Origin of the sequence: Trichococcus pasteurii (assembly GCF_900112935.1) — a bacterium.
Taxonomy (GTDB): domain Bacteria; phylum Bacillota; class Bacilli; order Lactobacillales; family Aerococcaceae; genus Trichococcus; species Trichococcus pasteurii.
Map to the genome: position 1 here is coordinate 336,079 of NZ_FONM01000002.1, position 24,045 is coordinate 360,123.

Annotated in this window: 21 protein-coding genes; 3 read left to right on the forward strand and 18 right to left on the reverse strand. The window is 47.3% G+C overall.

The window, feature by feature from the left end:
* Positions 1-107 precede the first annotated feature (107 nt).
* The 3 genes from hemW to truB are packed head-to-tail and all read right to left on the reverse strand — an operon-like array spanning position 108 to position 3,135.
* Positions 108-1,238: a radical SAM family heme chaperone HemW gene (gene hemW / locus BM184_RS03835; protein WP_086941530.1), complete on the reverse strand. Its 1,131-nt coding sequence runs from the start codon at positions 1,236-1,238 to the stop codon at positions 108-110.
* Positions 1,239-2,201 carry a riboflavin biosynthesis protein RibF gene (ribF, locus tag BM184_RS03840; RefSeq protein WP_086941531.1) on the reverse strand — a complete coding sequence of 321 codons (963 nt, stop codon included), beginning with the start codon at positions 2,199-2,201 and terminating at the stop codon, positions 1,239-1,241. It abuts the gene before it with no gap.
* A gap of 22 nt (positions 2,202-2,223) precedes the next feature.
* Positions 2,224-3,135, reverse strand: coding sequence for a tRNA pseudouridine(55) synthase TruB (gene truB / locus BM184_RS03845; protein WP_086941532.1), 912 nt, complete (start codon positions 3,133-3,135; stop codon positions 2,224-2,226).
* Between the two features lie 172 nt (positions 3,136-3,307).
* Here truB and BM184_RS03850 point away from each other — a divergent pair, with 172 nt between their 5' ends.
* Positions 3,308-4,159: a DegV family protein gene (locus BM184_RS03850; protein ID WP_086941533.1), complete on the forward strand. Its 852-nt coding sequence runs from the start codon at positions 3,308-3,310 to the stop codon at positions 4,157-4,159.
* Between the two features lie 314 nt (positions 4,160-4,473).
* Here the strand turns inward: BM184_RS03850 and BM184_RS03855 are convergent, their stop codons facing one another.
* The 10 genes from BM184_RS03855 to tig form a co-directional block, all read right to left on the reverse strand.
* Positions 4,474-4,737: a DUF1294 domain-containing protein gene (locus tag BM184_RS03855; protein ID WP_086941534.1), complete on the reverse strand. Its 264-nt coding sequence runs from the start codon at positions 4,735-4,737 to the stop codon at positions 4,474-4,476.
* Positions 4,734-5,975 (reverse strand): peptidase T, encoded by a 1,242-nt coding sequence (pepT, locus tag BM184_RS03860; RefSeq protein WP_086941535.1) that lies wholly within the window; start codon positions 5,973-5,975, stop codon positions 4,734-4,736. Before pepT ends, BM184_RS03855 begins: the two co-directional genes overlap by 4 nt.
* Before the next feature lie 14 nt (positions 5,976-5,989).
* Positions 5,990-7,123: a Nif3-like dinuclear metal center hexameric protein gene (locus tag BM184_RS03865; RefSeq protein ID WP_086941536.1), complete on the reverse strand. Its 1,134-nt coding sequence runs from the start codon at positions 7,121-7,123 to the stop codon at positions 5,990-5,992.
* Positions 7,120-7,821, reverse strand: a complete 702-nt coding sequence (locus tag BM184_RS03870; RefSeq protein ID WP_086941537.1) for a tRNA (adenine(22)-N(1))-methyltransferase — start codon at positions 7,819-7,821, stop codon at positions 7,120-7,122. The genes BM184_RS03865 and BM184_RS03870 overlap by 4 nt, the downstream gene beginning before the upstream one ends.
* Before the next feature lie 137 nt (positions 7,822-7,958).
* A complete protein-coding gene (gene rpoD, locus BM184_RS03875; RefSeq protein ID WP_086941538.1) occupies positions 7,959-9,095 on the reverse strand; it encodes an RNA polymerase sigma factor RpoD in 1,137 nt (378 codons plus the stop codon).
* Positions 9,096-9,121: 26 nt separating this feature from the next.
* Positions 9,122-10,999: a DNA primase gene (gene dnaG / locus BM184_RS03880; protein ID WP_086941539.1), complete on the reverse strand. Its 1,878-nt coding sequence runs from the start codon at positions 10,997-10,999 to the stop codon at positions 9,122-9,124.
* 107 nt (positions 11,000-11,106) lie between these two features.
* On the reverse strand, positions 11,107-12,381 hold the full coding sequence (locus BM184_RS03885) for an MFS transporter (protein ID WP_086941540.1): 1,275 nt from the start codon (positions 12,379-12,381) through the stop codon (positions 11,107-11,109).
* A 114-nt stretch (positions 12,382-12,495) separates the two neighbouring features.
* Positions 12,496-13,104, reverse strand: coding sequence for a ribosome biogenesis GTP-binding protein YihA/YsxC (gene yihA / locus BM184_RS03890; protein ID WP_086941541.1), 609 nt, complete (start codon positions 13,102-13,104; stop codon positions 12,496-12,498).
* A 145-nt stretch (positions 13,105-13,249) separates the two neighbouring features.
* Positions 13,250-14,497 carry an ATP-dependent Clp protease ATP-binding subunit ClpX gene (gene clpX / locus BM184_RS03895; protein ID WP_375152973.1) on the reverse strand — a complete coding sequence of 416 codons (1,248 nt, stop codon included), beginning with the start codon at positions 14,495-14,497 and terminating at the stop codon, positions 13,250-13,252.
* Positions 14,498-14,748: 251 nt separating this feature from the next.
* Positions 14,749-16,029: a trigger factor gene (gene tig / locus BM184_RS03900; protein ID WP_086941542.1), complete on the reverse strand. Its 1,281-nt coding sequence runs from the start codon at positions 16,027-16,029 to the stop codon at positions 14,749-14,751.
* Between the two features lie 224 nt (positions 16,030-16,253).
* Between tig and recU the strand changes: the two genes are divergently transcribed.
* Both recU and BM184_RS03910 read left to right on the forward strand, forming a co-directional pair.
* The gene (gene recU / locus BM184_RS03905; RefSeq protein ID WP_086941543.1) at positions 16,254-16,868 is read left to right on the forward strand and encodes a Holliday junction resolvase RecU; all 615 of its coding nucleotides are present in this window, start codon (positions 16,254-16,256) and stop codon (positions 16,866-16,868) included.
* A 16-nt stretch (positions 16,869-16,884) separates the two neighbouring features.
* On the forward strand, positions 16,885-19,446 hold the full coding sequence (locus tag BM184_RS03910) for a PBP1A family penicillin-binding protein (RefSeq protein WP_086941544.1): 2,562 nt from the start codon (positions 16,885-16,887) through the stop codon (positions 19,444-19,446).
* Positions 19,447-19,515: 69 nt separating this feature from the next.
* On the opposite strand, the gene nth is transcribed toward BM184_RS03910, so the two are convergent.
* The 5 genes from nth to BM184_RS03935 all read right to left on the reverse strand — a co-directional run bounded on the left by nth (position 19,516) and on the right by BM184_RS03935 (position 24,002).
* Entirely contained in the window at positions 19,516-20,163 is a 648-nt protein-coding gene (nth, locus tag BM184_RS03915; RefSeq protein WP_086941545.1) for an endonuclease III, read from the reverse strand.
* A gap of 12 nt (positions 20,164-20,175) precedes the next feature.
* Positions 20,176-20,883 (reverse strand): DnaD domain-containing protein, encoded by a 708-nt coding sequence (locus tag BM184_RS03920; RefSeq protein ID WP_086941546.1) that lies wholly within the window; start codon positions 20,881-20,883, stop codon positions 20,176-20,178.
* A 105-nt stretch (positions 20,884-20,988) separates the two neighbouring features.
* Positions 20,989-22,272, reverse strand: coding sequence for an asparagine--tRNA ligase (gene asnS, locus BM184_RS03925; protein WP_086941827.1), 1,284 nt, complete (start codon positions 22,270-22,272; stop codon positions 20,989-20,991).
* Between the two features lie 47 nt (positions 22,273-22,319).
* Positions 22,320-23,510, reverse strand: coding sequence for a pyridoxal phosphate-dependent aminotransferase (locus BM184_RS03930; protein ID WP_086941547.1), 1,191 nt, complete (start codon positions 23,508-23,510; stop codon positions 22,320-22,322).
* Positions 23,511-23,525: 15 nt separating this feature from the next.
* Positions 23,526-24,002: a cell wall elongation regulator TseB-like domain-containing protein gene (locus BM184_RS03935; protein WP_086941548.1), complete on the reverse strand. Its 477-nt coding sequence runs from the start codon at positions 24,000-24,002 to the stop codon at positions 23,526-23,528.
* Positions 24,003-24,045: the final 43 nt, after the last annotated feature.

Below are 24,045 nucleotides of genomic sequence, written 5' to 3' on the forward strand. Positions count from 1 at the left end.
ACAATGAGTGCTAACCATAAATAAATTTATCACGGGTAACAGGCTTTGTCAACGGAATACAATCATTTTTCATAACATTATCGGCACCCGAACGGCAACGAACGCATTCACATCAAGAAAGAACGGAATACTTCGTTTCCGAGGAAAACACCTCTTGGGGACAAACGGATCCTGTCGCCATCGATCACAAGCAGTCCTTCCGCAACCAAATCCGAAATGACGGCAGCGTACTGGTCCAACAGCGAAATCTGAAATTTATCGGCAAAATGTTGTTGGCTGACGCCAACCATCGTACGCAATCCCAGAATCATCTCTTCTTCCATCTGTTCATTTTTCGACAACTGCTGCTGACGGATGATCGGCAAGCTGTTTTCGCGCAAGGGAGCCAGATATTGCTGGATCGGCCCATGATTGTGGTAACGGATCCCATCAATGTAGCCGTGTGCTCCAGCCCCGAACCCGAAATAGGACTCATTTTTCCAATAGGTAAGATTATGTTGGGATTCATACCCCGGAAGCGCAAAATTGGAGATTTCGTATTGGTTCCTGCCGTTTTTTGACATCGTCTCGATAGCCAAGGCGTACATATCGGCTTCTGTGTCTTCTGAAGGCAACGGCAGTTTCCCCTGACGCATCAAGTTATAGAACACCGTCTTGTTCTCAAGGATCAAGGCATAGATCGAGTAATGGGGCAAATCCAATTCCAGGGCTTTGTTCAAGCTTTCTTCAAAATCAGCCATCGTTTGGTTCGGCAATCGGAAGATCAGGTCGATGGTCATGTTTTCGAATCCGGCCCTTCGTGCGTCGGCCACCGAAGTGTATACTTGCTCGGCTGTGTGGATGCGGCCGATTTTTTTCAGGATGTCGTTATTGAAGGATTGGACCCCCATGCTTAAACGGTTGACCCCATAATCACGCATGATCTTCAGCTTTTCGAACGAAACACTTTCCGGATTGGCTTCCATCGTGAACTCGGCGCCCTTAGGCAACGCGTAGGTGCTGCGGATTCCGTTCAAAAGCTTTTCCAGTTGGCGCTCATTCAGTGTCGTCGGTGTACCGCCGCCGATGTAGAAAGTGCTTATCTCTTCTTTAGGGTGCAGTCGCTTCGACAACTGCATTTCCTTTATCAGAGCATCCACATATTCATCGACCGGTTGCCCTTCCAAAAACACTTTATTGAAGTCGCAATAGAAGCAGATGTGTTCGCAGAAAGGGATGTGCAAATAAGCGGCTGCCATTTAGAGGGTCACCTCATCCAAGGGGTGATCCTTAAAAAAGGCGATCGTTTCCGCTTCATCGCTTTTCAGCTGCGCAATCAGCTCGTCGACGCCCGAAAATTTGATCTCGCTGCGGATAAAATGGTGCCATCTGACAGCTACATCCTCGCCGTAGATCATTTTATCGAAGTCCAGTATGTACACTTCCACGGTTTTGTCGCGGCCGGCCTCAAAAGTGATGTTGTGCCCGATCGAAGCCGTGCCGCGGTACCAGGTTCCATTCACCCTGATGCTCACGATGTATACGCCGTTCCTTGGCAAGCGTGTGTGTTTTTCGGTCTGGATATTTGCGGTCGGGAAACCCAGCAGCCTGCCTCGCGCATCGCCATGGATGACCGTGCCTTCAATCTGATAGACATAGCCTAAATACGCATTCGCTTTTTCCATATTCCCTTCGGCTAATGCTTCCCGGATATGCGTGGAACTGATTTTTTCGGCTTCGTTCTTCAGCTCGGCGACCTCTATGACTTCAAAGCGGCCTTTTGCATAGTTTACTAATTGTTTCATATCCGCTATTTCTCTTGGCCCATAGGTGTAATCGAAGCCGGCTACGACTGCGGCAGCATGCAAGCCGCTGATGTATTGGTCGACAAATTCCTGCGGCCTTAAAGAGGCAAACGCAGAGGTGAAAGAGATGACGAAGAAATAATCAACGCCCAAGCGTTCGAATATTTCGGCTTTGCGGTTGACGGTCGACAAATATTGCATCGTTTCCGGATTCATCTTCTGGAAAACGATGCTCGGGTGATGATTGAAGCTCATGACGGCAAGTTTGAGGTTCTTCTTCTCGGCAACTTCCTTTGCTCTTTTGATCACTTCTTGATGTCCTCTGTGGACGCCGTCAAAATAACCCAATGCCAACACCACTTGTTCATCGGGTATCAGTTTTTGGTCATAGGGATGATGCATATGTATTATTTCCATTGCGTTAGCAACTCCTTGCTGATTATGATAGGAACATTTTCCTGGGTTTGATGCAAGCGGCTTTGGTCGGATGCGGTTCGTACATCGCCACGATTTTTCCCTGATAGGTGAACAGAACGGGAGCTTCCATAGTTTCGAATGGCCCCTCCTTCGGCAATACCGCACCATTTTTCACCTTATCCCACAACTCATCATCGAGCGCAATCTGCCGATACGCTGCGAATACCGAGTCGATCGGTTTCAGGTGGGCGTCAATTTCATTGTTCGCCATCGCTTCAGCCACTTGCTGCAACGTCAGGCAATCAGCCTTCGTGAAGGCTCCGCTCATCGTGCGCGTCAAACTTGACATGTAAGCCGGATAACCCAAGGATGCGCCCAGATCGACGGCCAAAGTCCGCACGTAGGTCCCTTTTCCGCAAGTGACCCGGAAGCGCCAGGACATTGTTTGGTCTTCTGCATGATAGACGGGTTCCGAAATCCGCTCAAAACTCATGACGTGGATGTTTCTTTGCGGCCTTTCGACGGTCAACCCTTTGCGGGCGTACTCGTACAGCCTTTTCCCGTTCACCTTGACCGCGGAATACATCGGCGGAACTTGGATGCTTTCGCCAACCATGGCTTCCATCGCTGCATCGATGGAAGCCAAAGACAGCGCCTGATCGACAGGTTTCTTCGCGATCGTCTCCCCTTGGCTGTCCTCAGTCGTTGTGGCAACACCGACAGTGATTTCCCCTTCGTATGCTTTGTCCGTGTCCGTCAAAAACTCGACGACTTTTGTGGCTTTCCCGATGCAGATCGGCAAAACGCCATCAACTTCCGGATCCAAAGTGCCGGTATGCCCGACTTTTTTAGTTTTCAGTATTTTTCTCAGTTTGAATACGCAGTCGTGACTTGTCATGCCGCGTTCTTTCCATAAAGGTAATATTCCATCCATATGTCTGCAACCTACTTTCTTCTACAACTAACCTATTATAGCATAATCTATTCTACAGGAAAAAACATCAACATTAGAAGAATATGCTTACAATGATAATGATATCTGCGTTACTTTTACTTTAAAATCTGCTATGCTTAAGGAAATAAGACTGCACTTAAGGAGAATCAACATGCCAAACTTCAAAATTGTGACCGATTCCACAACGGAATTGTCCGCAGAAGAAATTGACAGATATGGAATCACAGTAATCCCGCTTTCATCCATGATCGATAACGTGCTGTACTATGACGGCATCACCATAACCAAACCTGAGTTCCTCGAAAAAATGATGAACAGCAAGGAATTGCCAAAATCATCCCAACCGGCCATGGGCACTTTTTTGGATAAATACAATGAATTGACAGCAGATGGCAGCGAAGTTTTGTCCATCCATGTCACCGAAACGCTGAGCGGAACCGTAAATTCTGCTCATCAGGCGGCTAAACTTGCCCATGGTAAAGTTACCGTCATCGATTCAAAGTTCTGCGCAAGAGCCGCCGCCTTCCAAATATTGGAAGCAGCCAAATGTGCCGCTGAAGGATTGACGGTGGCGGAAGCATTGCCTCGGGTCACTGCCGTAAAGGATCGCACCCTACTGTACATCTGCATCGTCAACCTGGAAAACATGGTCAAGGGCGGCCGCATCGGAAAAACGATGGGCCGCATCACAACACTGCTGAACATCAAAGCGAATCTGAAAATGATCGACGGAGCTTTGACTACCGATATCAAAGGCCGCGGCACAAAAGCAATCGTCAAGCGCTACGAAGAGATCATCGAAGAACTGAAGCAGAAATACCTGGATGTTGAAGCGATCGGCATCACGCACGTAGGCCTGTCGGAATATTCAAACCAAATCATCGTCATGCTGAAGGCCGCCTTCCCTAACGCCCAGATGTACACGTCCTATGCCAGCGCCAGCGTCATGACCCACGCCGGCCCCGAAGCCGTATCCCTCCAATTCCTGATGAAAAATAATTAAAAGCTGAACGGGTTCGTTCAGCCCTGAAAGAAATTTAGGAAATCGAGCTACGCAACGTTCCCTACGGTCACCTTGTACTGGGACTCTAAGGGATGAATCCCTAAAAGTCCCATGCAACTGAGCATCGTAGAGCGCAATAGGCTCGATTTATCTAATTTCCGAAGGGCTTACCCGTGAAGCTAGCCATCAGTTTGGATGTACGAAACATCTTGCAAATGTATACTACACCAATGGTGATGCACTCTTGAATTTACAATATTATATATCCAAAAAATGCCGCTGTCTCCCGGATGGGAAATAGCGGCATTTTCTTTTCATAAAAATACGATATAGGATGTTATCCCGGCCAAGAGTGTTCCCAAAGCGAAGATTACCTTGAAACTCAGGTGTTTCGTCTTATGGCGGAAATGATGCATCCCCAGCAGTCCGCCCAGTCCGCCCCCGAAAAATCCGAGCAGGAGCAGATTGCGTTCCGGTATGCGCCAAGCCTTCTCCCGCGCTTTCTTTTTGTCGATGCCCATCATGATGAAAAGCACTACGTTCACCAGGATGAAATAAACAAGCACTGGATTTCTCATAGCTTTCCGTATCCTTGGCTTTGTCTGATGATTTCCACGATGACCGCGGCTGCTTTTTCCATTGATTGGACAGACACATATTCATAGCGTCCATGGAAATTTTCTCCCCCGGCAAAGATATTCGGAGTGGGCAGACCCATGAAGGACAACTTTGAGCCATCCGTCCCGCCCCGGATCGGTTCGATGATCGGGGTGATACCCAGCGACTTCATCGCTGCTTCAGCCAGATCAACTGGACGCATATCTTCCTTCAGCACTTCACCCATGTTGTAGTACTGATCGTGCATTTCGATAGAGATGCGCTCCTCGGTCAATTCTTTGTTCATGCGCTCCGCAAGCGCAAGCATATTCGTTTTCTTGTTCTCAAAAAGAGTCTTATCATGATCCCTGATGATGTAGGTCATCTTGCTTTCTTCCACATTGCCTTCAATGCCCAACAGATGATAAAAGCCTTCACGCTTTTCGGTTTTTTCAGGTACTTCGTTTTGCGGCAAAGCGCTGTCGTATGCGATGGCCAATTTGATTGCATTCACCATTGTGTCCTTGGCAGTGCCCGGATGCACATTTTTGCCCTGGATCGTTACGACTGCTTGAGCGGCATTGAAGCTTTCAAATTCAAGTTCCCCCAAAGGGCCGCCGTCCATCGTGTAGGCAAAATCGCAACCGAAACCGGCCACATCAAAGAGATCAGCTCCGCGGCCGATTTCTTCATCCGGTCCGAAAGCGACTCTGATGTCTCCATGTTCGATGTCATCCGCAGCTTTTACGGCTTCCAATGCTGTGATGATTTCGGCGATGCCGGCTTTGTCGTCCGCACCCAACAACGTTTTTCCGTCGGTGGTGATCAGAGTCTGGCCGATGTAGTTCTTCAAAGCAGGGAAATCCTTCGGCGAAAGGATCACCTGTGCTTCCGCATCCAAAATCAGATCGTTGCCCGCATAGTGGTCCCAGATAAGCGGATTTACATTCGCGGCCTCGAAATCAGCTGTGTCCATATGGGCGATGAACCCGATTGCAGGGAACTCTTTTTCTGAGTTGCGCGGCAAAAGTGCCGTCACGAATCCATTAGCAGCATTGTATTGGATATCCGAAAGTCCGATTGCTTCCAGCTCAGGCATCAAAACCGTTTTTGCGAAATCCACCTGATTTTGGGTGGAAGGCACTGTCAGACTTTTTTCGTCCGATCTTGTCTCGAATTTTATGTATTTCAAAAAGCGGTCCACTAATTTTTCTTGCATGCATTGACATCCTCTCACAATTGACTATCGAAAATAAAAGGATCTGTGTTGATTTCGGAAGCGATGACTTCCAGATCCCACTCATTTTCTTTTTTCCATTCATTGAATAATCCCAATAATTTCGGTTTGCAGATCTGTTCGATATGATGGCCTGGGTCGATGACGGTCAGCCCATCAGCCTGCATATCGTGGGCCGTGTGGTAGTAGACATCGCCAGTGATGTATACATCCGCACCCTTTTTGATTGCTTTCCGGTAATATTTTCCGGCATCCCCGCCGCAGATGGCAACGCGACTGATCGTTTGATCCAAATCCGCTGCGAGGAAGCGCATGCCTTCAATCTGAAAAACATCCTTAACGTACTGGATAAAGGAACGCAACGTCATCGGCAACGCTAAATTGCCGACCCTTCCAAGACCGTATTCGCGCTGGAAATTATTGATCGTGTAGATTTCGTAGATGGGCTCTTCGTAAGGATGCGATTCATACAGCGCCTCCAGTACGTCCGCCAAGTACTTGTCCTCCACAATCATCTCAATTTTCTTCTCTTGCACCGCTTCGGGTTCATTGATATGGCCGATGGCTGGTTTTGCGCCTTCTAGCGGCGTGAAGCGGCCTACCCCTTGCGCCTCGTAGGAACAGTGACTGTATTCGTCGGAAATATTCCCCGCTCCCGCTTCGGTCATAGCCAGACGGACACGATTGCATTCTGCATTCGGCACGCATACGGATATTTTTTTTACGGGCACGCGTTTCGTAACGTCCATAATTTCCACATCCAACAACCCCAATGCCTCAGAGAGCCAATCGTTCATCCCGTTATTCGCATTGTCCAGATTCGTATGGGCAGCATAGACGCTGATGTCATGTTTCAGCAGATCAACATACATTTTTGTTTGCTTATCGGAAACATCCAGATTTTTTAGCGGTCGGTAGATCGGCGGATGATGGGAGAAGATAAAATCGACTTGCTTTTCGATGGCCTCCTGAACGACTTCCGGACGGACATCGAGCGTCACCAAAATACGGTGGACCGGACGGCTCAAATCTCCCAAATGGAGTCCCACCGGATCCCCTTCTTCTGCCAGCCAAGTCGGAACATGCGATTCGAATAACTCGATGAATTCATAACCAGTAATGCTTCTCATCCCAGCACCTCTTTAATTTCATTGATTTTATTGATCACTTGTTGTTCTTTTTCATTCAGATTATTGCTTGCTTTTTGCATGCTGTCCAATATGTATTGGCACTTGTCGATTTCGGATAACCACTTTTTGCGGAAAACTTCATTTTTTGTCTGAAGCAGGAAACGGCCGAAGCTGTATTCGAGCTCAGAGTATGTTTCCGCTGTCTCTGCCTTTTCGGCGACGATGATTTCATAAATCTTTCCGTTCTCTTCCAGTATCGTTTCGTCGATAATTTTGTATTGGTGGCCTATCAGCCATTCACGCAGTTTCTTTTCTCCGTTATTGGGCTGGAGGATCAAACGTTCCACCCCGACCAATTTATCTTTTACTCTGCCTTTTTCCAGAATTTTGGAAATCAAGTCCCCGCCCATCCCGCAGATAGTGACGACGTTTATATGATCCGTCGGCTCGATCACATCCATGCCATCGCCAAGTCTGGCGCTGACGCGATCGCCGACTCCTGATGTTCTGATCTGTTCCGCCGCCGATTCGAAGGGGCCTTTCACAACTTCCCCTGCCAATGCGTAACTGATGACATCGCGCGCTGCCAAAACACAAGGCAAATAGGCGTGATCCGAGCCGATATCGGCCAGCCTGGCATTTTCCGGCACAAAACCTGCGACTGTCTCGAGTCTTACGGATAATTGTTGAATATTCAACCTCATCCCTCCCTTTCCATTTTTGCTGATAGGTCTATTTTAGCATAATTCCATTTCATATATCCCATTAATCCTTACATCTTTCAGAAAATGACATAAGAAAAACCCGAGTACAATACCTCGGGTCAGCGTGCTTATTACTCAAGAAAATCTTTCAATTGTTTCGAGCGGCTTGGGTGACGCAGTTTGCGCAAAGCTTTCGCTTCGATTTGACGGATCCGCTCGCGGGTTACGCCGAATACTTTCCCTACTTGCTCCAAAGTCCGTACATTCCCGTCATCAAGACCGAAGCGTAGACGCAGGACGTTTTCCTCACGGTCTGTCAGAGTGTCCAACACTTCCTCGAGTTGTTCCTTCAGGAGCGTCTGGGCAGTATGCTCAGCCGGACTCAGGACTTCCTGGTCTTCGATGAAGTCGCCTAAATGGGAATCATCTTCTTCTCCGATGGGGGTTTCCAAGGAAACTGGCTCCTGGGCGATTTTCAGGATTTCTCTGACTTTTTCAGTCGGAAGGTCCATCTCGGCGCCGATTTCTTCAGGTGTCGGTTCGCGCCCAAGATCCTGCAGCAATTGCCGTTGGATCCGGACCAATTTATTGATTGTTTCAACCATGTGCACAGGGATACGGATTGTTCTGGCTTGGTCGGCGATGGCACGGGTGATGGCTTGACGAATCCACCAAGTGGCATAGGTGGAGAATTTAAAACCTTTCGTATGGTCAAATTTTTCGACAGCTTTCATCAGACCCATGTTGCCTTCCTGGATCAGATCCAGGAACTGCATGCCCCGCCCTACATAACGTTTCGCGATGGAAACGACCAGACGCAAATTGGCCTCAGCCAGTTGCTGTTTCGCTTCCTGATCGCCGTCTTTGATGCGCAAGGCCAAATTGACTTCTTCCTCTGCGTTCAACAAAGGCACGCGGCCGATTTCCTTCAGGTACATGCGGACCGGGTCGTTGATTTTCACTCCGGCCGGCACGGCCATCAAGTCTTCTTCTTCATCCTTTTTGGATGCAGCTGGTTTTTCAGGCTTCACTGTCTCTTTGGCAAGTTGACGAGCTGTCGGGCCGCCGTCTGCGTCTACGACACTGACACCGCCGTCTTCCATTTTTTGTATCAGTTTATCCATGTCATCCGCGTCCAATTGGAAAGGTGTAGCTATCTTATCAGCCAATTCGTCGTAGAAGACGGACCCCAATAATTTATGTTCTGCGATCAGCTTTTTGGTTACCTGTTCTAACGTTAAACCTTGATCATTTTTTTCGATTGCCATAAAATGATTCCTCCATTCGATGCGGGCTATTTCTTTGTTGCTTTTAATTCTTTTGAGAGCGAAACGATTTCCAACATGATTGTCTTCAGACGCTCATTGTCATTTCTCTTTCGAGCTTCCTTCATTTCTGCCTGTTTCTTGGTCAGTTGGTCCTGTAAAGACGACTTGTCCCGGATGATATGGACGAGATCCTGAATTTCCTGATAGGTGACTTCCGAATCCAATTGGAACCATTCAATCTCCGTAATCACGTTTTGAAGAGCCGGATTATTGATGCGGTCCAAGAATTGATCGATATTGCCGACCAACCCATTCTGTCTGAAAAACTCTTCATACAAAATGTAGATTGTCTGGTAGTCATCATGGATGAAATTGAAATCCGCATCAATTTCATTCAGATACGACCAGACTTCCTCGAAATGAAACAGACGGTAAAGCAGCTGCTTTTCGCTTTGCTCAGCCTGGGTCACTTTGCGTCTGTTCGCGCTTGGATACATGGCGTGCTGAGCGGCATCATGCGGCGCGGTTCTCCTGACCGGCTCGCGCTCAGGCCTTTGCTGGAGCACCTCTTGCTGATAACCCTTCAATTGCTTCTGCAGGATATCGATCGGAATACTGAATTCATCCGCGATGTCCTTCATGTAGAGCTCCCTTTCGACTAATGAATCCAAGGGAGCCAATGCCTTAAGCATGGTTTCGATATAGGTGATGCGATTTTTTTCGGAATCCAGGTTCAGATTCATCTTGAGGTAGCGCGAATAGAACTGAATGACTGTCTCCCTGTTATTGTTCAGTGCCTTGGCGAATGCCTCCGGACCTTTCTGCTGGATGTATTCATCAGGGTCCATGCCTGCTTCCAGCGGGAAAATGGAGATATCGAAGTGCTTGTTGCGTTCCAGTATCTCTATGGCGCGCTTGGTCGCTTCTACACCAGGCCGATCACCGTCATAGGCAATGACTATTTTATCGGCGGTCTTCGTCAATATCCGGTTCTGTTCTTCCGTCAGACTGGTCCCCATCGAGGCGACGCCATTTTTCACACCCGCTTGCCAAGCGGATATGACATCCATATATCCTTCGAAAAGGATCACCTCTGAATGCCTTCGGATCTCACTGCGGGCTTTATCGAAGTTGAAAAGGAAATCCCGCTTGTTGAACAAAAGTGTTTCGGGGCTGTTCAAATATTTTGCTTCATGGTAACCTGTATCATCCGCTGGGGAAGCATGCAGAATTCTGCCGGAAAAAGCGACCGTCTTTCCTTTAGCGTTCCGCAATGGGAAAATGATCCTGGCCGAGAAGCGATCAAAAAGTTCGTTCTGGCCTTGTCTATCCGTGAATATACCACTTTCCTGAAGGAGTCCTTCATCGAATACCTTCGCTTTTAGCATTTGAAAGAGCGCCGTCCGATTGGAAGGGGAAAACCCTATTTGATACTCTTTTAGTGTCTCCGGGGTGAAACCGCGTTGGATCATGTAATCAAGCGCAGCTTGCCCCGTGACGGTATTCATCAGGACCTGATGGTAAAAGGCAGCTGCTTCCTCGTGGATTTGGATCAGTTTTTCTTTTTTTGACTGCAGCGGATTATCCTGTGCATGGCTTTCGTACGAGAAATCCAAGGCAATGTTGCTTAATTCGGCTGTCTTGATGACTGCCTCAACGAACGAAACGCCCTCGACATCCATCAAAAAGGTAAAAACATTCCCTCCTCTTCCGCAGCTGAAACAGTGGAAAATCTGTTTTTCTTCTGCAACAGAAAAAGAAGGGGTCTTCTCGTCATGGAACGGGCAAAATCCGAAATGATTCTTGCCTCTTTTTTTAAGTTGTACATATTGGCTGACGACATCAACAATATTCGTTTCGGTTCTGATTTGCGCTAATTTTTCTTCTGAAATACGTTCTGCCAAATGTCTCCCACCTTGAAGAAATGTCTTCATTTTATAAAAACGAGCATAAAGATGCAAATTAGATTTTAACACATTTTCGGCACACATGCAAACATTAATTCAAATGGTCAACTCTGCTGCTTTGCTTGCGGATCCGGAACTTTTACAAAGAACAGCAGTATCCCGCCGATCACGAACAGGATGATCAGGGCAAAAACGCCATCCAAAGAGTTTCCTGTCAGCTGCGAGATGAGTCCGACCAGCAGCGGACCGACCACAGCCGCAAATTTCCCGAAGATGTTATAGAATCCGAAAAATTCGTTCGCCTGCTCTTTCGGGATCAGTTGACCGAATAAGGATCGGCTCAACGCCTGCACGCCGCCTTGGGCTGTGCCCACAAGCAGCGCCAAAATGATGAATGTCAGCAACGAGTCCAACTGCAGCGCATAAATGCAGATAAAAATATAGGTTACAATGCCCACAAAAATCATGTTCTTGTTGCCGAAGCGCTTGGATGCTCGGCCGTACAGGATGGAAAACGGGAAAGCAACGAACTGGACCACCAGCATGACAACGATCAGTTCATTCGAAGAGAGCCCGATATCCGATCCAACCGCAGTCGCCATCTTGAAGATGGTCCCAACTCCGTCGATGTAGAAGAAATAAGCCAACAAAAATAAAAAGGCTTGTCTGTATTCCTTGATGTTCTTCAGCGTTTCCCATAATCTGACAAAACTCTTGCGGACCACATGCGGCTCTTTTTCGATGTAATAGTTCTGCTTGACATTCTTCCAATAAGGGATGGTGAAGATGAACCACCAAACCGCAGTCAGGATGAAGCCGCCCTTCACAATGCCGCTCGTGCTCAATGGCAAAATGCCGGTCAATTGGAAAAAAATGAAGATGACGAAAGGGATGGAACTGCCGATATAGCCCCAGCCGAATCCCGCCGAGGATATGCGGTCCATCCGTTCATCGGTCGTCACGTCCATCAAGGAGCCGTCATAAAAAATATTCGCTCCGGAAAAACCAATCACAGATAACATGTACAATCCCAACAGAAACAGCCAATTTGCAGCAGGCACAAATACAAACCCAATCGTTGCGAAAATGCCGGCCAACGTAAAGCCCGTAAACAAAGGATTGCGAAAGCCTTTGTAATCCGCGACAGCTCCCAATACAGGGGCAAGCAGCGACACAACCAGCGTGGCAGCCGCATTCGCATATCCCCAATAAGCTGTCGAGTCTGCATCCGCCAATCCGCCACTTTCCGCGATCGACTTGAAATACAAAGGGAATACTGCTGTTGTGATCATAATGGAATATGCCGAATTCGCCCAATCCTGCATAATCCAACTTTTTTCTTCAGTCGTGTAACGGCTCAGCTTTTCTTCAGTCCCCATATTGCCCTCCTATGTCCTATTCGTTCGACGACAAGCACCTTGTCTAACCCATCATAACGAATGGACGAAGAATGGGCAACACCCAATAGTAGGATGTTGCCCATTGTTTTTTTGTTAGTCCTGCGCAGCTTCATCATACTCAGCCAATATTCCTTCAATCAACGTCCAGGCCTTTTCGAAACCCTCACCCGTTTCTTTTGAAAACATGATTAAGGACTCATCGCTCGGTAGATTCAAAGCTTTCTTGATGCGGTAAAAATGTTGATTCCATTTCCCGCGCGGTATTTTATCGCATTTGGTCGCGATGACCGAATAAGGAAGGTTGTAATATTCTATGAAATCCTTCATCTGAATATCGTCTTCGGTAGGTTCATGACGAAAATCGACAATCAGAAAGACATGCCGCAACGTATCACGTTGTGTGAAGTACGTCTCCAACATTTGGCCCCATTTCGCCCTTTCCGTCTTTGAAACTTTCGCGTAACCATAACCCGGAACATCCACAAAATAAAATGAATTATTGATCAGATAGAAGTTCAAAGTCTGGGTCTTTCCCGGTTTGCTTGATGTCCGCGCTAATGCTTTGCGATTGATCAGCTTGTTGATGAACGACGACTTGCCCACGTTGGACCGTCCCGCCAAAGCGATTTCAGCAAAACCGGTGTCTGGGTATTGTTTCGGATCGACAGCACTCATTACGATTTCTGCTTCTTTTACGTGCATATATTTTCACTCCTTTTCAAAGCCGTCTGCAATTAAAACGACGCTTAAAACTATTGCTGCAATCGACTGCCATGATTAGGCGAAAAAATCCGGAAATCAGATTGAAAATTGTCTGATTCGCCGGACTTCAAACGCAAGCTCATGTTCAGTTGATCTGTTTGCCGTCTTCATCGAACAGCAACGGCGCGTCGATGCCATTGACTGTATTGTCCGTTATGACGCATTTCACGATTTCATCTCTGCTTGGGATATCAAACATGATGTCCAGCATGATGTTTTCGATGATGGAGCGCAATCCGCGGGCACCTGTGTTTCTTTCCAGTGCTTTTTTGGCGATGGAGCGCAGTGCGTCATCTTCGAACACCAATTCGACGCCATCCAACTCAAGCAATTTTTTGTATTGTTTGACCAAGGCATTCTTTGGTTGTGTCAGAATATGAACCAAATCATCTTCCGTCAACTTTTCCAATGCAGCCATTATCGGTAAACGACCGATGAATTCCGGGATCAGGCCGAATTTCAACAAATCTTCCGGGATGATCTGCTGCATAATGCTCTTGTCTTCCAAATGCTTGGCTTGAGGGGAGCCGAAGCCGATGACTTTCTCGCCAAGACGCTCTTTCACGATCGTTTCGATGCCATCAAAGGCACCGCCGACGATGAAGAGAATGTTCGTCGTGTCGATTTGGATGAACTCTTGCTGCGGGTGTTTTCTGCCGCCTTGCGGTGGAACGTTCGCAACAGTGCCTTCCAAAATTTTAAGCAGCGCCTGTTGAACCCCTTCACCACTCACGTCTCTCGTGATCGATACATTTTCGCCTTTGCGGGCGATCTTGTCAATCTCGTCGATGTAGATGATTCCCCGTTCGGCCCGCTCGACATCAAAATCGGCAGCCTGAAGCAGCTTCAATAGGATATTCTCGACATCCTCACCAACATAGCCGGCCTCCGTCAAACTTGTCGCATCTGCAATCGCAAATGGGACATCCAGGATGCGCGCCAATGTTTGGCCAAGGAACGTTTTACCCGAACCTGTCGGGCCTATCAAACAAATATTACTTTTTTGTAACTCTACATTATCGTCTTCTGACATCATGCTCATTTGGCCGATGCGTTTGTAGTGATTATAGACCGCTACAGATAGCGTACGCTTGGCTTTTTCTTGGCCAATCACATATTCGCCCAAAATCTTTTGGATTTCCTGCGGTTTTGGTACCTCGGTGAATACCGCTTCGCTTGGTGCATAGATCTCTTCATCGATGATCTCTTTGCATAAATCTACACACTCATTACAAATATATACATCCGGCCCCGCAATGATCTTTTTCACTTGGTCCTGAGATTTTCCGCAGAATGAACAATGTATTGTCCCGATACTTTCATCATGGAACACAATCATTCTCCTCTCTATATACTTACTTTCCGATCCAGCGGAACTTGCCAGGATACGCCGATTGCTTTGGCGCAGTGACCCTGACCGCTTTCGAACGGTTTACATCTTAACACAGAAAGGAAAAATTGAAAAAGAATATGATTCGTTTACCTATGTGGGGTTACAGTCCGAATATATCCCTGAGTATAAACAGATGGGACACTGACTATGGAAGACAATGTCCCGATCTCTGTATTCTGTTTCAACTTTTCTTATTCTTCGATTGCTGAATCAGTGATGATGCTCATCGCTTTCTTCATTTGGATATCGTTAGTCAACATATCAGGGCTAACCAATCCGCGGACACGGTCTGCATCCATGTTGTATTGTTTCGCTAACTCTTCGATTTCTGCAGCGATTTCTTCTTCAGAAACGACGATGTTTTCATCTTTGATGATTTGTTCCAACACTAGTGACGTTTTCGTGCGTACATCAGCATCAGCTTCCATTTGGACGTGCAAGTCGTGTTCTGTAGTACCTGTGATTTGGTAGTACAATTCAGGAGAGATTCCTTGACGTTGCATGTCATTCAGGAATAGATCCATTTGACGGTGCACTTCATCGTGAACCATTACGTGCGGCAATTCAACGATTTCAGCGTTTTCCACTGCTTGTCTCAAAGCTAGATCCTGAACAGCTTCATCAGCTGCAGCATTTTTGCTTTCTTCCAATTCCTTGCGGATTTTAGCTTTCAATTCGTCCAATGACTCAACTTCTTCGTCGACATCTTTTGCGAACTCGTCATCCAAAGCAGGTAATTGTTTTGTTTTGATTTCGTGTACGACTACTTTAAAAGTAGCTTCTTTGCCTTTAAGATCTTCAGCTTGATAATCTTCAGGGAAAGTCACGACAACGTCTTTTTCTTCTCCAGCTTTAACGCCGACCAATTGTTCTTCGAAACCTGGGATGAATTGCTTAGATCCCAACTCTAAAGAATGGTTTTGGTCTTTGCCGCCTTCAAAAGCCACACCGTCAACGAATCCTTCGTAGTCGATTACAGCTGTGTCGCCAAGTTCTGCGCCTTCTTCTTTAAGAACCAATTCAGCTTGACGCTCTTGTTTTTCTTTCAAGTTGTTTTCTACATCCTCATCTGTAACGACGCGGTCTTGTTTTTCAACTTTAAGATTTTTGTATTCTCCAAGCTTCACTTCAGGTTTCACTGTAACTTCAGCAGCGATGACCCAAGGCTGGCCTTTTTCCATGCTCTTGATGTCAATTTTTGGTTGAGAAACAGGATCCAATCCAGCTTCTTCGATTGCTTGTGAATAAGCATCAGGCAAAGCGCCATTCAATGCATCTTCGAATAAAGATTCTTCACCATAAATATTGTTGAATACGTGACGAGGAACTTTACCTTTACGGAATCCAGGAACGGAAACGTTCTTTTTCACTTTGTTGAAGACCTTATCCATTTCTTGTTTGATGATTTCTTCTGAAATTTCAAATGTTAAGACACCATCGTTAGTGCCTGTTTTTTCCCAGTTTGCAGTCATTTACTTTCCTCCAAAAATCTTGATTTTATTGCAATTAATTTGATATTGCACACTCTCCAATACTACACTAGAAAAGCGGTGTTGTAAACAAAAAGTGCTTAATTAATCCGCATTCGTTCAAAAATTGTGCCCGCTATCAACGCTTTAAGCATCTATTTTAATGGTTTCTTAGATTTCTTTCACCATATGTTTTTGGTATAATCATTCAATGGGGGTGATCGTCAGTGGCCGTAAATTATCCGAACGGCAAAAAGTTCCATGCCGAGTCGCATATGCCGAAAACTGCAAAGAGGAAAGACTTCGTATACAGCAACCGGGGAATGACGCTTGAAGAAGAAATCAACAGCAGCAATGAGCATTACCTTTCATCAGGGAAAGCCGTCATCCACAAAAAGCCGACGCCTATCCAAGTCGTCAAAGTGGATTACCCCAAAAGAAGCGCAGCCGTCATCAAGGAGGCTTACTATCGGCAGTCCTCCACTACCGACTACAACGGCGTCTACAAAGGGCTATACCTGGACTTTGAGGCCAAAGAAACAAAAAACAAGACAGCCATACCATTGAGCAACTTCCACGAGCATCAGATCATCCATATGAAAAGGTGTATCCAACAGCAAGGAATCACGTTCGTCCTGATCCGATTTTCCGTTTTCAACCGCGTATTCCTGCTGAACAGTTCCTATTTGATTGACTTTTGGGAGAATACATTGAATAATGGCCGTAAATCGATCCCACTGGCTTTTATTGAGGATAATGGGATAGAAGTGGCATACGGATTCAATCCGCGACTGGATTATCTGGATGCAGTGGATAAAATGCTTGAACGCACTATCAAATAATTAAGAGGTGAACTACATGCCGAATGAAGGCAATCATACACGATCACGCGCAAACAACAGAAAGAAGAACGGAACTACGAAAGGCCCACGTAAAACGGCGGTGAAAGCAAAAACGAAAGCGGGCGTGAAAAAAACCGGGGTGGCGCTTTGGAAGAAAATAATCTTTGGTGTTCTGGCCTTAGGGGTCATCGGACTCGCTTCCGGAGCAGGCCTCTTCTTTTATTACGTCTCTTCCGCTCCCGAACTGACTGAAGAAAAATTAGTCGGAACAGTGGCATCGACCATTTTGGATGCTGACGGAAACGAAATCAACGAGATCGGCGGAAACGATCAGAACCGGACATTGATTGCCGCCGAGGATATCCCGCAAGTTTTGAAGGATGCCATCGTATCGATAGAAGATCAACGTTTCTACGATCATAATGGTGTCGATCCGATCCGGATCATCGGCGCCCTGTTCGCGAACCTCCAGCAAGGCGGCATCTCGCAGGGCGGAAGCACCATCACCCAGCAATTGATAAAATTATCCTATTTTTCAACCAGTTCCGAAGACCAGACCTTGGAGCGAAAAGCGCAGGAAGCCTGGATGTCCATGCAGCTGGAACGTGAATACACGAAAGACGAGATTTTGGCATTCTACATCAACAAAGTCTACATGTCCAATAACGTCTACGGCATGGGCACGGCCGCCGAATACTTTTTCGGCAAATCCATCACTGATGTGACGCTCGCGGAAGCCGCCACTTTGGCCGGCATGCCGCAAGCGCCTTCCCTATATGACCCGATCAACAATCCGGCGGACACGCAAACAAGACGCGATCTTGTTTTGGACATGATGGTCGAAAACGAAAAAATCACTGCCGAAGAGAGCGCTGAAGCGAAAACAGTCCAAATCGAAGGCAGCATTGTCGATCACTCCGCGGACGTCAATACATCACTGGTGATCGATCCTTATATCCAACTCGTCATAGATGAAGTCGCTGAAAAAACCGGTCTGGACGTCTACGAAGGCGGGCTGACGATCACGACCAACATCGATATGGATGCCCAGCAACGTCTCTACGATATCGTGAATACGTACGACTATATAGAATTCCCGGACGATCTGTTGCAGACAGGGGTTTCCATGGTCGATGTCAATACAGGCGCCATTCAGGCAGTCATCGGCGGCCGCAACCAGACTGTCCAGCTCGGACTGAATCGCGCCTCAACGCTCGAGCGCAGCATCGGTTCGACAATGAAACCATTGGCTGTCTACGGTCCGGCCATCGAATACTTGGATTACTCGACAGGCACATTGGTCGTCGACGAGGAATACAGTTACTCTGACGGCAGCGAAATCAACAACTACGACAACGACTACAAAGGCGACCAGACCATCCGCGAAGCGCTGGTCGATTCGCGCAACATTCCGGCATTGAAGACTTTCCAGGAAGTCGGTGCGGATAACGCCTTTTCCTTCCTGCAAAAATTGGGCATCACGATCACAAACGATGGCCAGGAATATTTGGTTGAATCCAATGCCATCGGCGGCGAAGCGACACCGATCGAGCTTTCTGCCGCTTATGCCGCCTTCGCTAACGGGGGCACTTACTACGAGCCTTATACGGTCCAATCCGTGACGACCGCGGAAGGTGAAGAATTCACCTTCGAACCGAACGGAACGGAAGCGATGAAGGAATCCACTGCCTACATGATCACCGATATGCTGAAGGACGTCATCACCGAAGGAACGGCAACGAACGCCCAGATATCCGGATTGCCGCAGGCCGGCAAAACCGGGACAACCAACTACACGGATGACGAATTGGCAGCAGTCGGCGGTGCAAACGTGCCTTATGCCGCTCCAGATGCCTGGTTTGCCGGTTATTCAACCAGCTATTCCATCTCAGTATGGGTCGGCTATGACAATTCCAAAGAATACGGAAACTTTTTGGATTACCAGACACAAAGTCTGACGCGCGATATTTATCGTGAGTTGATGTCCTACGTCTCCGAGGATACCGATTACTCCGATTGGACGATGCCTTCATCAGTAAGCAAAGTCTCGATCGAAAAATACACTGATCCGATCATGAAGCCCGGTCCAAATACACCGAGCAGCCTGATCGCCACAGAACTTTTCGTCAAAGGAACGGAACCTACTTCCACCTCCAAGAAATACGGCGTGACGCTGTTGGCGCCTGCCGGTTTGAAGGCCAGCTACGATGCAGATAAGGACGAATTGACCGTCGAATGGGATAAATATTCAGCCAGCGGCACCGATTCGAACGCACAAGCACAATACACCGTGACAGCAGGCGGCGCATCCGAAACGACAACAGACACCAAAGTCGTCATTGATAATCCTGATAAAGGCACAATCACGATTTCGTTGACCGTCAAAGTCGGTTCAAGCACGTCACCTTCTTCATCCATCCAGTTGACCATCGCCGATCCGGCACAGGAATCCTCCGAAGCGGATTCCGCAGATGATGGTGATTCAGCAAGCGATTCAGCATCGTCCTCCAGCTCGGCGGATAGCGACCAAGCATCCTCCGCCGTCCAAGATGACGAAGAAACAGCCCAGAATCCATAAGAAAACAGCCAGCTCCCGAATTGATAAGGAGCTGGCTGTTTTTGTTTGCGGAAGCTGCGCTCTTCCGATTCACTTCAAACCCAGGCGCTTTTGCCCTTCCTGGCACATCGAAAGCAACGGGCAAACGTCGCACTTGGGATTTCTGGCTGTGCAATGGTACCGGCCGAAGAAGATCATCTGGTGATGCGCATCGGACCATCGCTCCCGCGGAATTTTTTTCATCAGCAGCTCTTCGACTTCGAGAACCGATGCTTTCTGGGGAGCAATCCGCAGCCGTTTGGCTATCCGTTCCACATGGGTATCCACCGCAATCGCCGGAATATGGAAACCGACACTCATGACGACATTCGCTGTTTTTCGCCCTACTCCGGGCAACTTGGTCAGTTCTTCCATTGTGCTGGGTACTTCGCCGCCGAAATCCTCCAGCAGCATTTTGCAGCATTTTTGGATGTTGGATGCTTTGTTCCTGTACAGGCCGATCGTTTTGATTTCCTGCATGATCGACTCGAGCGGGGCCGCAACGAAAGCCTCGGGCGTGGGGAATCGGCCAAACAGGCTTGGCGTGACCTTGTTGACGGAAACGTCCGTTGCTTGGGCGCTGAGGAGTGTCGCGATCAACAGCTGAAACACGTTCCGGTGCAGCAGTTCGCATTGCGCATTCGGGAACAGCGTAGCCATCTCATCCAGCGCTTCGACAGTCTTTCTTTTCGATAACATATTTCACCTCACCTATGCGTCCGCGTCAGTATCCAGCCAATTGTAAAGCGGCACTTCCATCGGCGCATCCGTTGCCGCTTTTTCATTGGATTTATCCTGATTGCTTTGGGGCCGCGTCGTTTGCTGCTGGATCAGATCTTTTACGCTTTTGATATTTTTCTTTTCCCAGGCAAGCAGAATGCGGTCGATGTATTTCAGGCTGTAGACGCGATTCAACACCGCTTCTTTCAAAGCTGATTCGATCAATTCGACCGGATAGTGGTCCATATCGATCCAACTCGCAATGGTCTGCATTTCGATGGGCGATAAGTTGCGCCCGAATTCCTGCTCGAACATGGTCATAATATTCTTACCCTGTTGCTGGATGGGCTGTTTTTTCTCGGAACGTTCCATCAATTGGAACAGCCGTTGATAGATCGGATCCAAGGAATAGGAATCCTCCACTTTGCCGGCGAGATCATTTTTCGTCTCCATCAAAATCATCTGCTTCTGCATCAAATTATGCAACAAGGAAAAGACATCCTTTTCGGCAATGCCCATATGTTCGGCGATCAGTGCCAGATTCGGAAATGGTATGTTCTTATCGATGTAAGCTTTCAGCTGCAGCACAAAAATGAATTCCGTATCCGCAAGCCCGATCCTTTTGTAGTTCTGCAGCAATAAATTCGGGATCAGCGTCTGTCCTGATTCGATCCATTTGGTTAATTTGTTGTATGACATTATATTGATAAACTCCTTTAGAGAAAAAGGAAGTGGAACAAATAGCTGCTATTTGCCCCACTCCCATTCTGTTATGATTAAATTATGATTCGCGGAATAGCCTGGTTAAGGGTAGATCCGGTTCAGAAGGCGAGGGAACGGAATCGACTCGCGGATGTGCTCGGTCCCGGAGATCCAAGTCACCATTCTTTCAAGTCCCAACCCGAAACCGGAATGAGGTACGGAGCCGTATTTGCGCAGATCCAAATACCATGAATAGTCTTCCTTGCTCAGGCCGAATTTTTCGATCTGTTCGCTTAAGCGTTGGTAATCCACTTCGCGTTCGCTGCCGCCGATTATTTCCCCATATCCTTCAGGAGCGATCATATCCGCACACAGAACGACTTCCGGACGATCCGGATGTTCTTTCATGTAAAAAGGTTTGATCGCTTTCGGATAATTAAGGATGAATACCGGTCGGTCCGATTGGTTCGCGATAAAGGTTTCATGAGGCGAACCAAAATCATCGCCCCAGACGATATCGTCAAATCCGTTTGCGTTCAACAAAGCTACGGCATCATCATAGCTGATGCGGTCGTACGGCAATTGCGTATATTTTTTCAGCAATTCTTTGTCGCGCTCCAGCGTATCCAAGTAGATATCGCAATTATCCAGCACCGATTGGACCAGATAAGCGACGTATTTTTCTTGGACTTCCAGACTTTGGTCTTGATGCATGAAGGCCATTTCCGGCTCCATCATCCAGAATTCGATCAGGTGGCGGCGTGTTTTCGATTTTTCGGCACGGAAAGTCGGGCCGAATGAAAAAACTTTTCCGAAGGCCATCGCTGCCGCTTCCATGTACAACTGCCCACTCTGGGACAAGTAGGCTTCCTCATCGAAATACTTGGTGTGGAACAACTCGGTCGTCCCTTCCGGCGCGCTGCCGGTCAGGATCGGCGGGTCCACCTTGATGAACCCTTCCTGATTAAAGAATTCATAAGTGGCACGGATGATTTCGTTCCGGATCTTCATGATGGCGTGCTGTCTGGATGAACGCAGCCATAGATGACGATGATCCATCAGGAAATCTGTTCCGTGCTCTTTAGGTGTGATCGGATAATCGTGGCTTTCCCCTACCACTTCGATGCCGGTTACGAGCAATTCGTATCCAAGCTTCGAACGGGTGTCTTCTTGGATGATCCCTTTGACGATCAAAGAAGTTTCTTGCGTCAGCGATTTTGCGACGTCGAACAATTCCTCACCTACATCATTTTTCAGAACGATGCCTTGGAAATAATGGGCGCCGTCACGCAATTGCAGAAAAGCGATTTTTCCGCTGCTTCTTTTGTTGGTTACCCAAGCACCAATGGAAATCTCTTGCCCTACATATTCTTTCGCTTGGTCCATTGTGATAAGTGTCAAACTATTCTACCCCTTTTACCACAAAAAATAGTTTATTTTTTGTGGGTTTCGATAAATTTTTTGATGCGATCTACTGCTTCTGCCAGTAGTTCTTCTCTGACAGTATAACTTATTCTGGCATAATCAGGGTATCCAAAACCATCGCCTGAAACCAAAGCGACATTTGCCTCTTCGATCAAAGCCAGCGTAAAGTCTTTCACTTCTTCAAAACCGCACATTTCGGCTGCTTCCTTCACGTTCGGGAACAGGTAAAAGGCTCCTTGAGGTTTCGTGACCTTGAAACCGGGAATGCTCGCAACAAGCGGATAGAAGAAGTTCAGGCGCGCTTCGAATGCTGCGCGCATATCCTCAACGAAATCTTGTGGTCCGGTCAATGCAGCCAGCGCGCCATATTGGCTTGGTCCGGCAGGATTGCTTGTCGAATGACTGGATAGTTCGATCATCTTACTGATGATTTCCGCATTCCCTATTGCATATCCGATCCTCCAGCCTGTCATAGCGTATGTCTTGGAGATTCCGTTGATGATGATCGTCTGGTTCTTGATTTCCTCTGACAGGGAAGCGATTGAGATGGCTTTATTTCCGTTATAAGTCAGTCGGTAGTAAATTTCATCAGCGATGATCAAGATATCGTGTGCAACCGCCCACTCCCCGATTGCCTTCAGTTCTTCTGGCGTATAGATCATACCGGTCGGGTTCGACGGAGAGTTCAAAAGCAAAGCAACCGTTTTTTCGTTGCGATGTTTTTCAAGATCTTCCACAGTCAGTTTGAAGCCTTTTTCAGGCGCTGTTTCGACGAGAACGTTGACGCCGCCCGCCAATTTGATCTGCTCCGTATAGCTTACCCAATATGGCGCAGGGACGATGACTTCATCTCCGGGATTAAGAATGACTTGGAATAGCGCAAACAAAGCATTTTTGGCCCCTTCAGTCACGATGACCTGATTGACTGCGAAACTGACTCCGTCATACTTCTGGTGATAATCAACAATTGCTTGACGCAATGGCAGGATACCGGCAGTCGGTGTGTAGTGATTCGCTTTGTTTGATTGGATCGCTTCTACTGCAGCATTCAGGATTGAAGCGTGCGTATCGAAGTCCGGTTCCCCTACGGTCAAGTTAAGGATATCCTTACCTTGCGCTTTCATGACGTTGACTTTAGCTGACGTCGCCAATGTCGGGGATTCGCTTATTTTTTTCATTCTTTCAGAAATTTTTACCATCTCAATCACTCCAATTTATATGTTTTCTATATCTTTGAGCCATTTACCAGAAATAGCGGATATCAAATAGTAACCAATCGTATCGTTTGCATTTTTGTAGGTGACTTCCCAAACCGGTTCTTCGTTCTCTATCCCCAGTCTCGCCTCCAGAATCCGTTCAGGGTTCTTATCCGCCTGAGTGATTGATTTAGCTTCACTTTCGGTGATGACTTCCGCAGTATTCAGGATAGTGGTTTCACCGCCGTCTTTCTTGATGATGACATATAATTCTTCATTGTTGTCATCGATACCGGCCAGTGTGAAATACGTCTCAGATCCGTTGTACCAATAAAAATCTTGGACCTTCTGGATATTGGCGTTCGCCTCTGCAATGGCGGTTGCTTCTTTCTCCGCCTGCAGCATCGGCTGCTGGCTTCGGTAAAATATCGTGTAGGAACTGACGATCATCAGGAAAAGAATCACAATCGTCCCAACAATGATATTCTTCTTCACATCTTCCACTTCCTTATCTTTGTTTGAAACTTAATCGCAATCT

Coding starts and splice junctions, on each gene's coding strand:
- BM184_RS03855 (WP_086941534.1), bottom strand. CDS start 4,737: ATGAGAAATCCAGTGCTTGTTTATTTCATCCTGGTGAACGTAGTGCTT.
- truB (WP_086941532.1), bottom strand. CDS start 3,135: ATGGATGGAATATTACCTTTATGGAAAGAACGCGGCATGACAAGTCAC.
- ribF (WP_086941531.1), bottom strand. CDS start 2,201: ATGGAAATAATACATATGCATCATCCCTATGACCAAAAACTGATACCC.
- BM184_RS03910 (WP_086941544.1), top strand. CDS start 16,885: ATGCCGAATGAAGGCAATCATACACGATCACGCGCAAACAACAGAAAG.
- nth (WP_086941545.1), bottom strand. CDS start 20,163: ATGTTATCGAAAAGAAAGACTGTCGAAGCGCTGGATGAGATGGCTACG.
- BM184_RS03885 (WP_086941540.1), bottom strand. CDS start 12,381: ATGGGGACTGAAGAAAAGCTGAGCCGTTACACGACTGAAGAAAAAAGT.
- yihA (WP_086941541.1), bottom strand. CDS start 13,104: ATGCACGTAAAAGAAGCAGAAATCGTAATGAGTGCTGTCGATCCGAAA.
- asnS (WP_086941827.1), bottom strand. CDS start 22,272: ATGGACCAAGCGAAAGAATATGTAGGGCAAGAGATTTCCATTGGTGCT.
- hemW (WP_086941530.1), bottom strand. CDS start 1,238: ATGGCAGCCGCTTATTTGCACATCCCTTTCTGCGAACACATCTGCTTC.
- BM184_RS03850 (WP_086941533.1), top strand. CDS start 3,308: ATGCCAAACTTCAAAATTGTGACCGATTCCACAACGGAATTGTCCGCA.
- rpoD (WP_086941538.1), bottom strand. CDS start 9,095: ATGGCAATCGAAAAAAATGATCAAGGTTTAACGTTAGAACAGGTAACC.
- BM184_RS03865 (WP_086941536.1), bottom strand. CDS start 7,123: ATGAGAAGCATTACTGGTTATGAATTCATCGAGTTATTCGAATCGCAT.
- pepT (WP_086941535.1), bottom strand. CDS start 5,975: ATGCAAGAAAAATTAGTGGACCGCTTTTTGAAATACATAAAATTCGAG.
- BM184_RS03930 (WP_086941547.1), bottom strand. CDS start 23,510: ATGGTAAAAATTTCTGAAAGAATGAAAAAAATAAGCGAATCCCCGACA.
- tig (WP_086941542.1), bottom strand. CDS start 16,029: ATGACTGCAAACTGGGAAAAAACAGGCACTAACGATGGTGTCTTAACA.
- BM184_RS03920 (WP_086941546.1), bottom strand. CDS start 20,883: ATGTCATACAACAAATTAACCAAATGGATCGAATCAGGACAGACGCTG.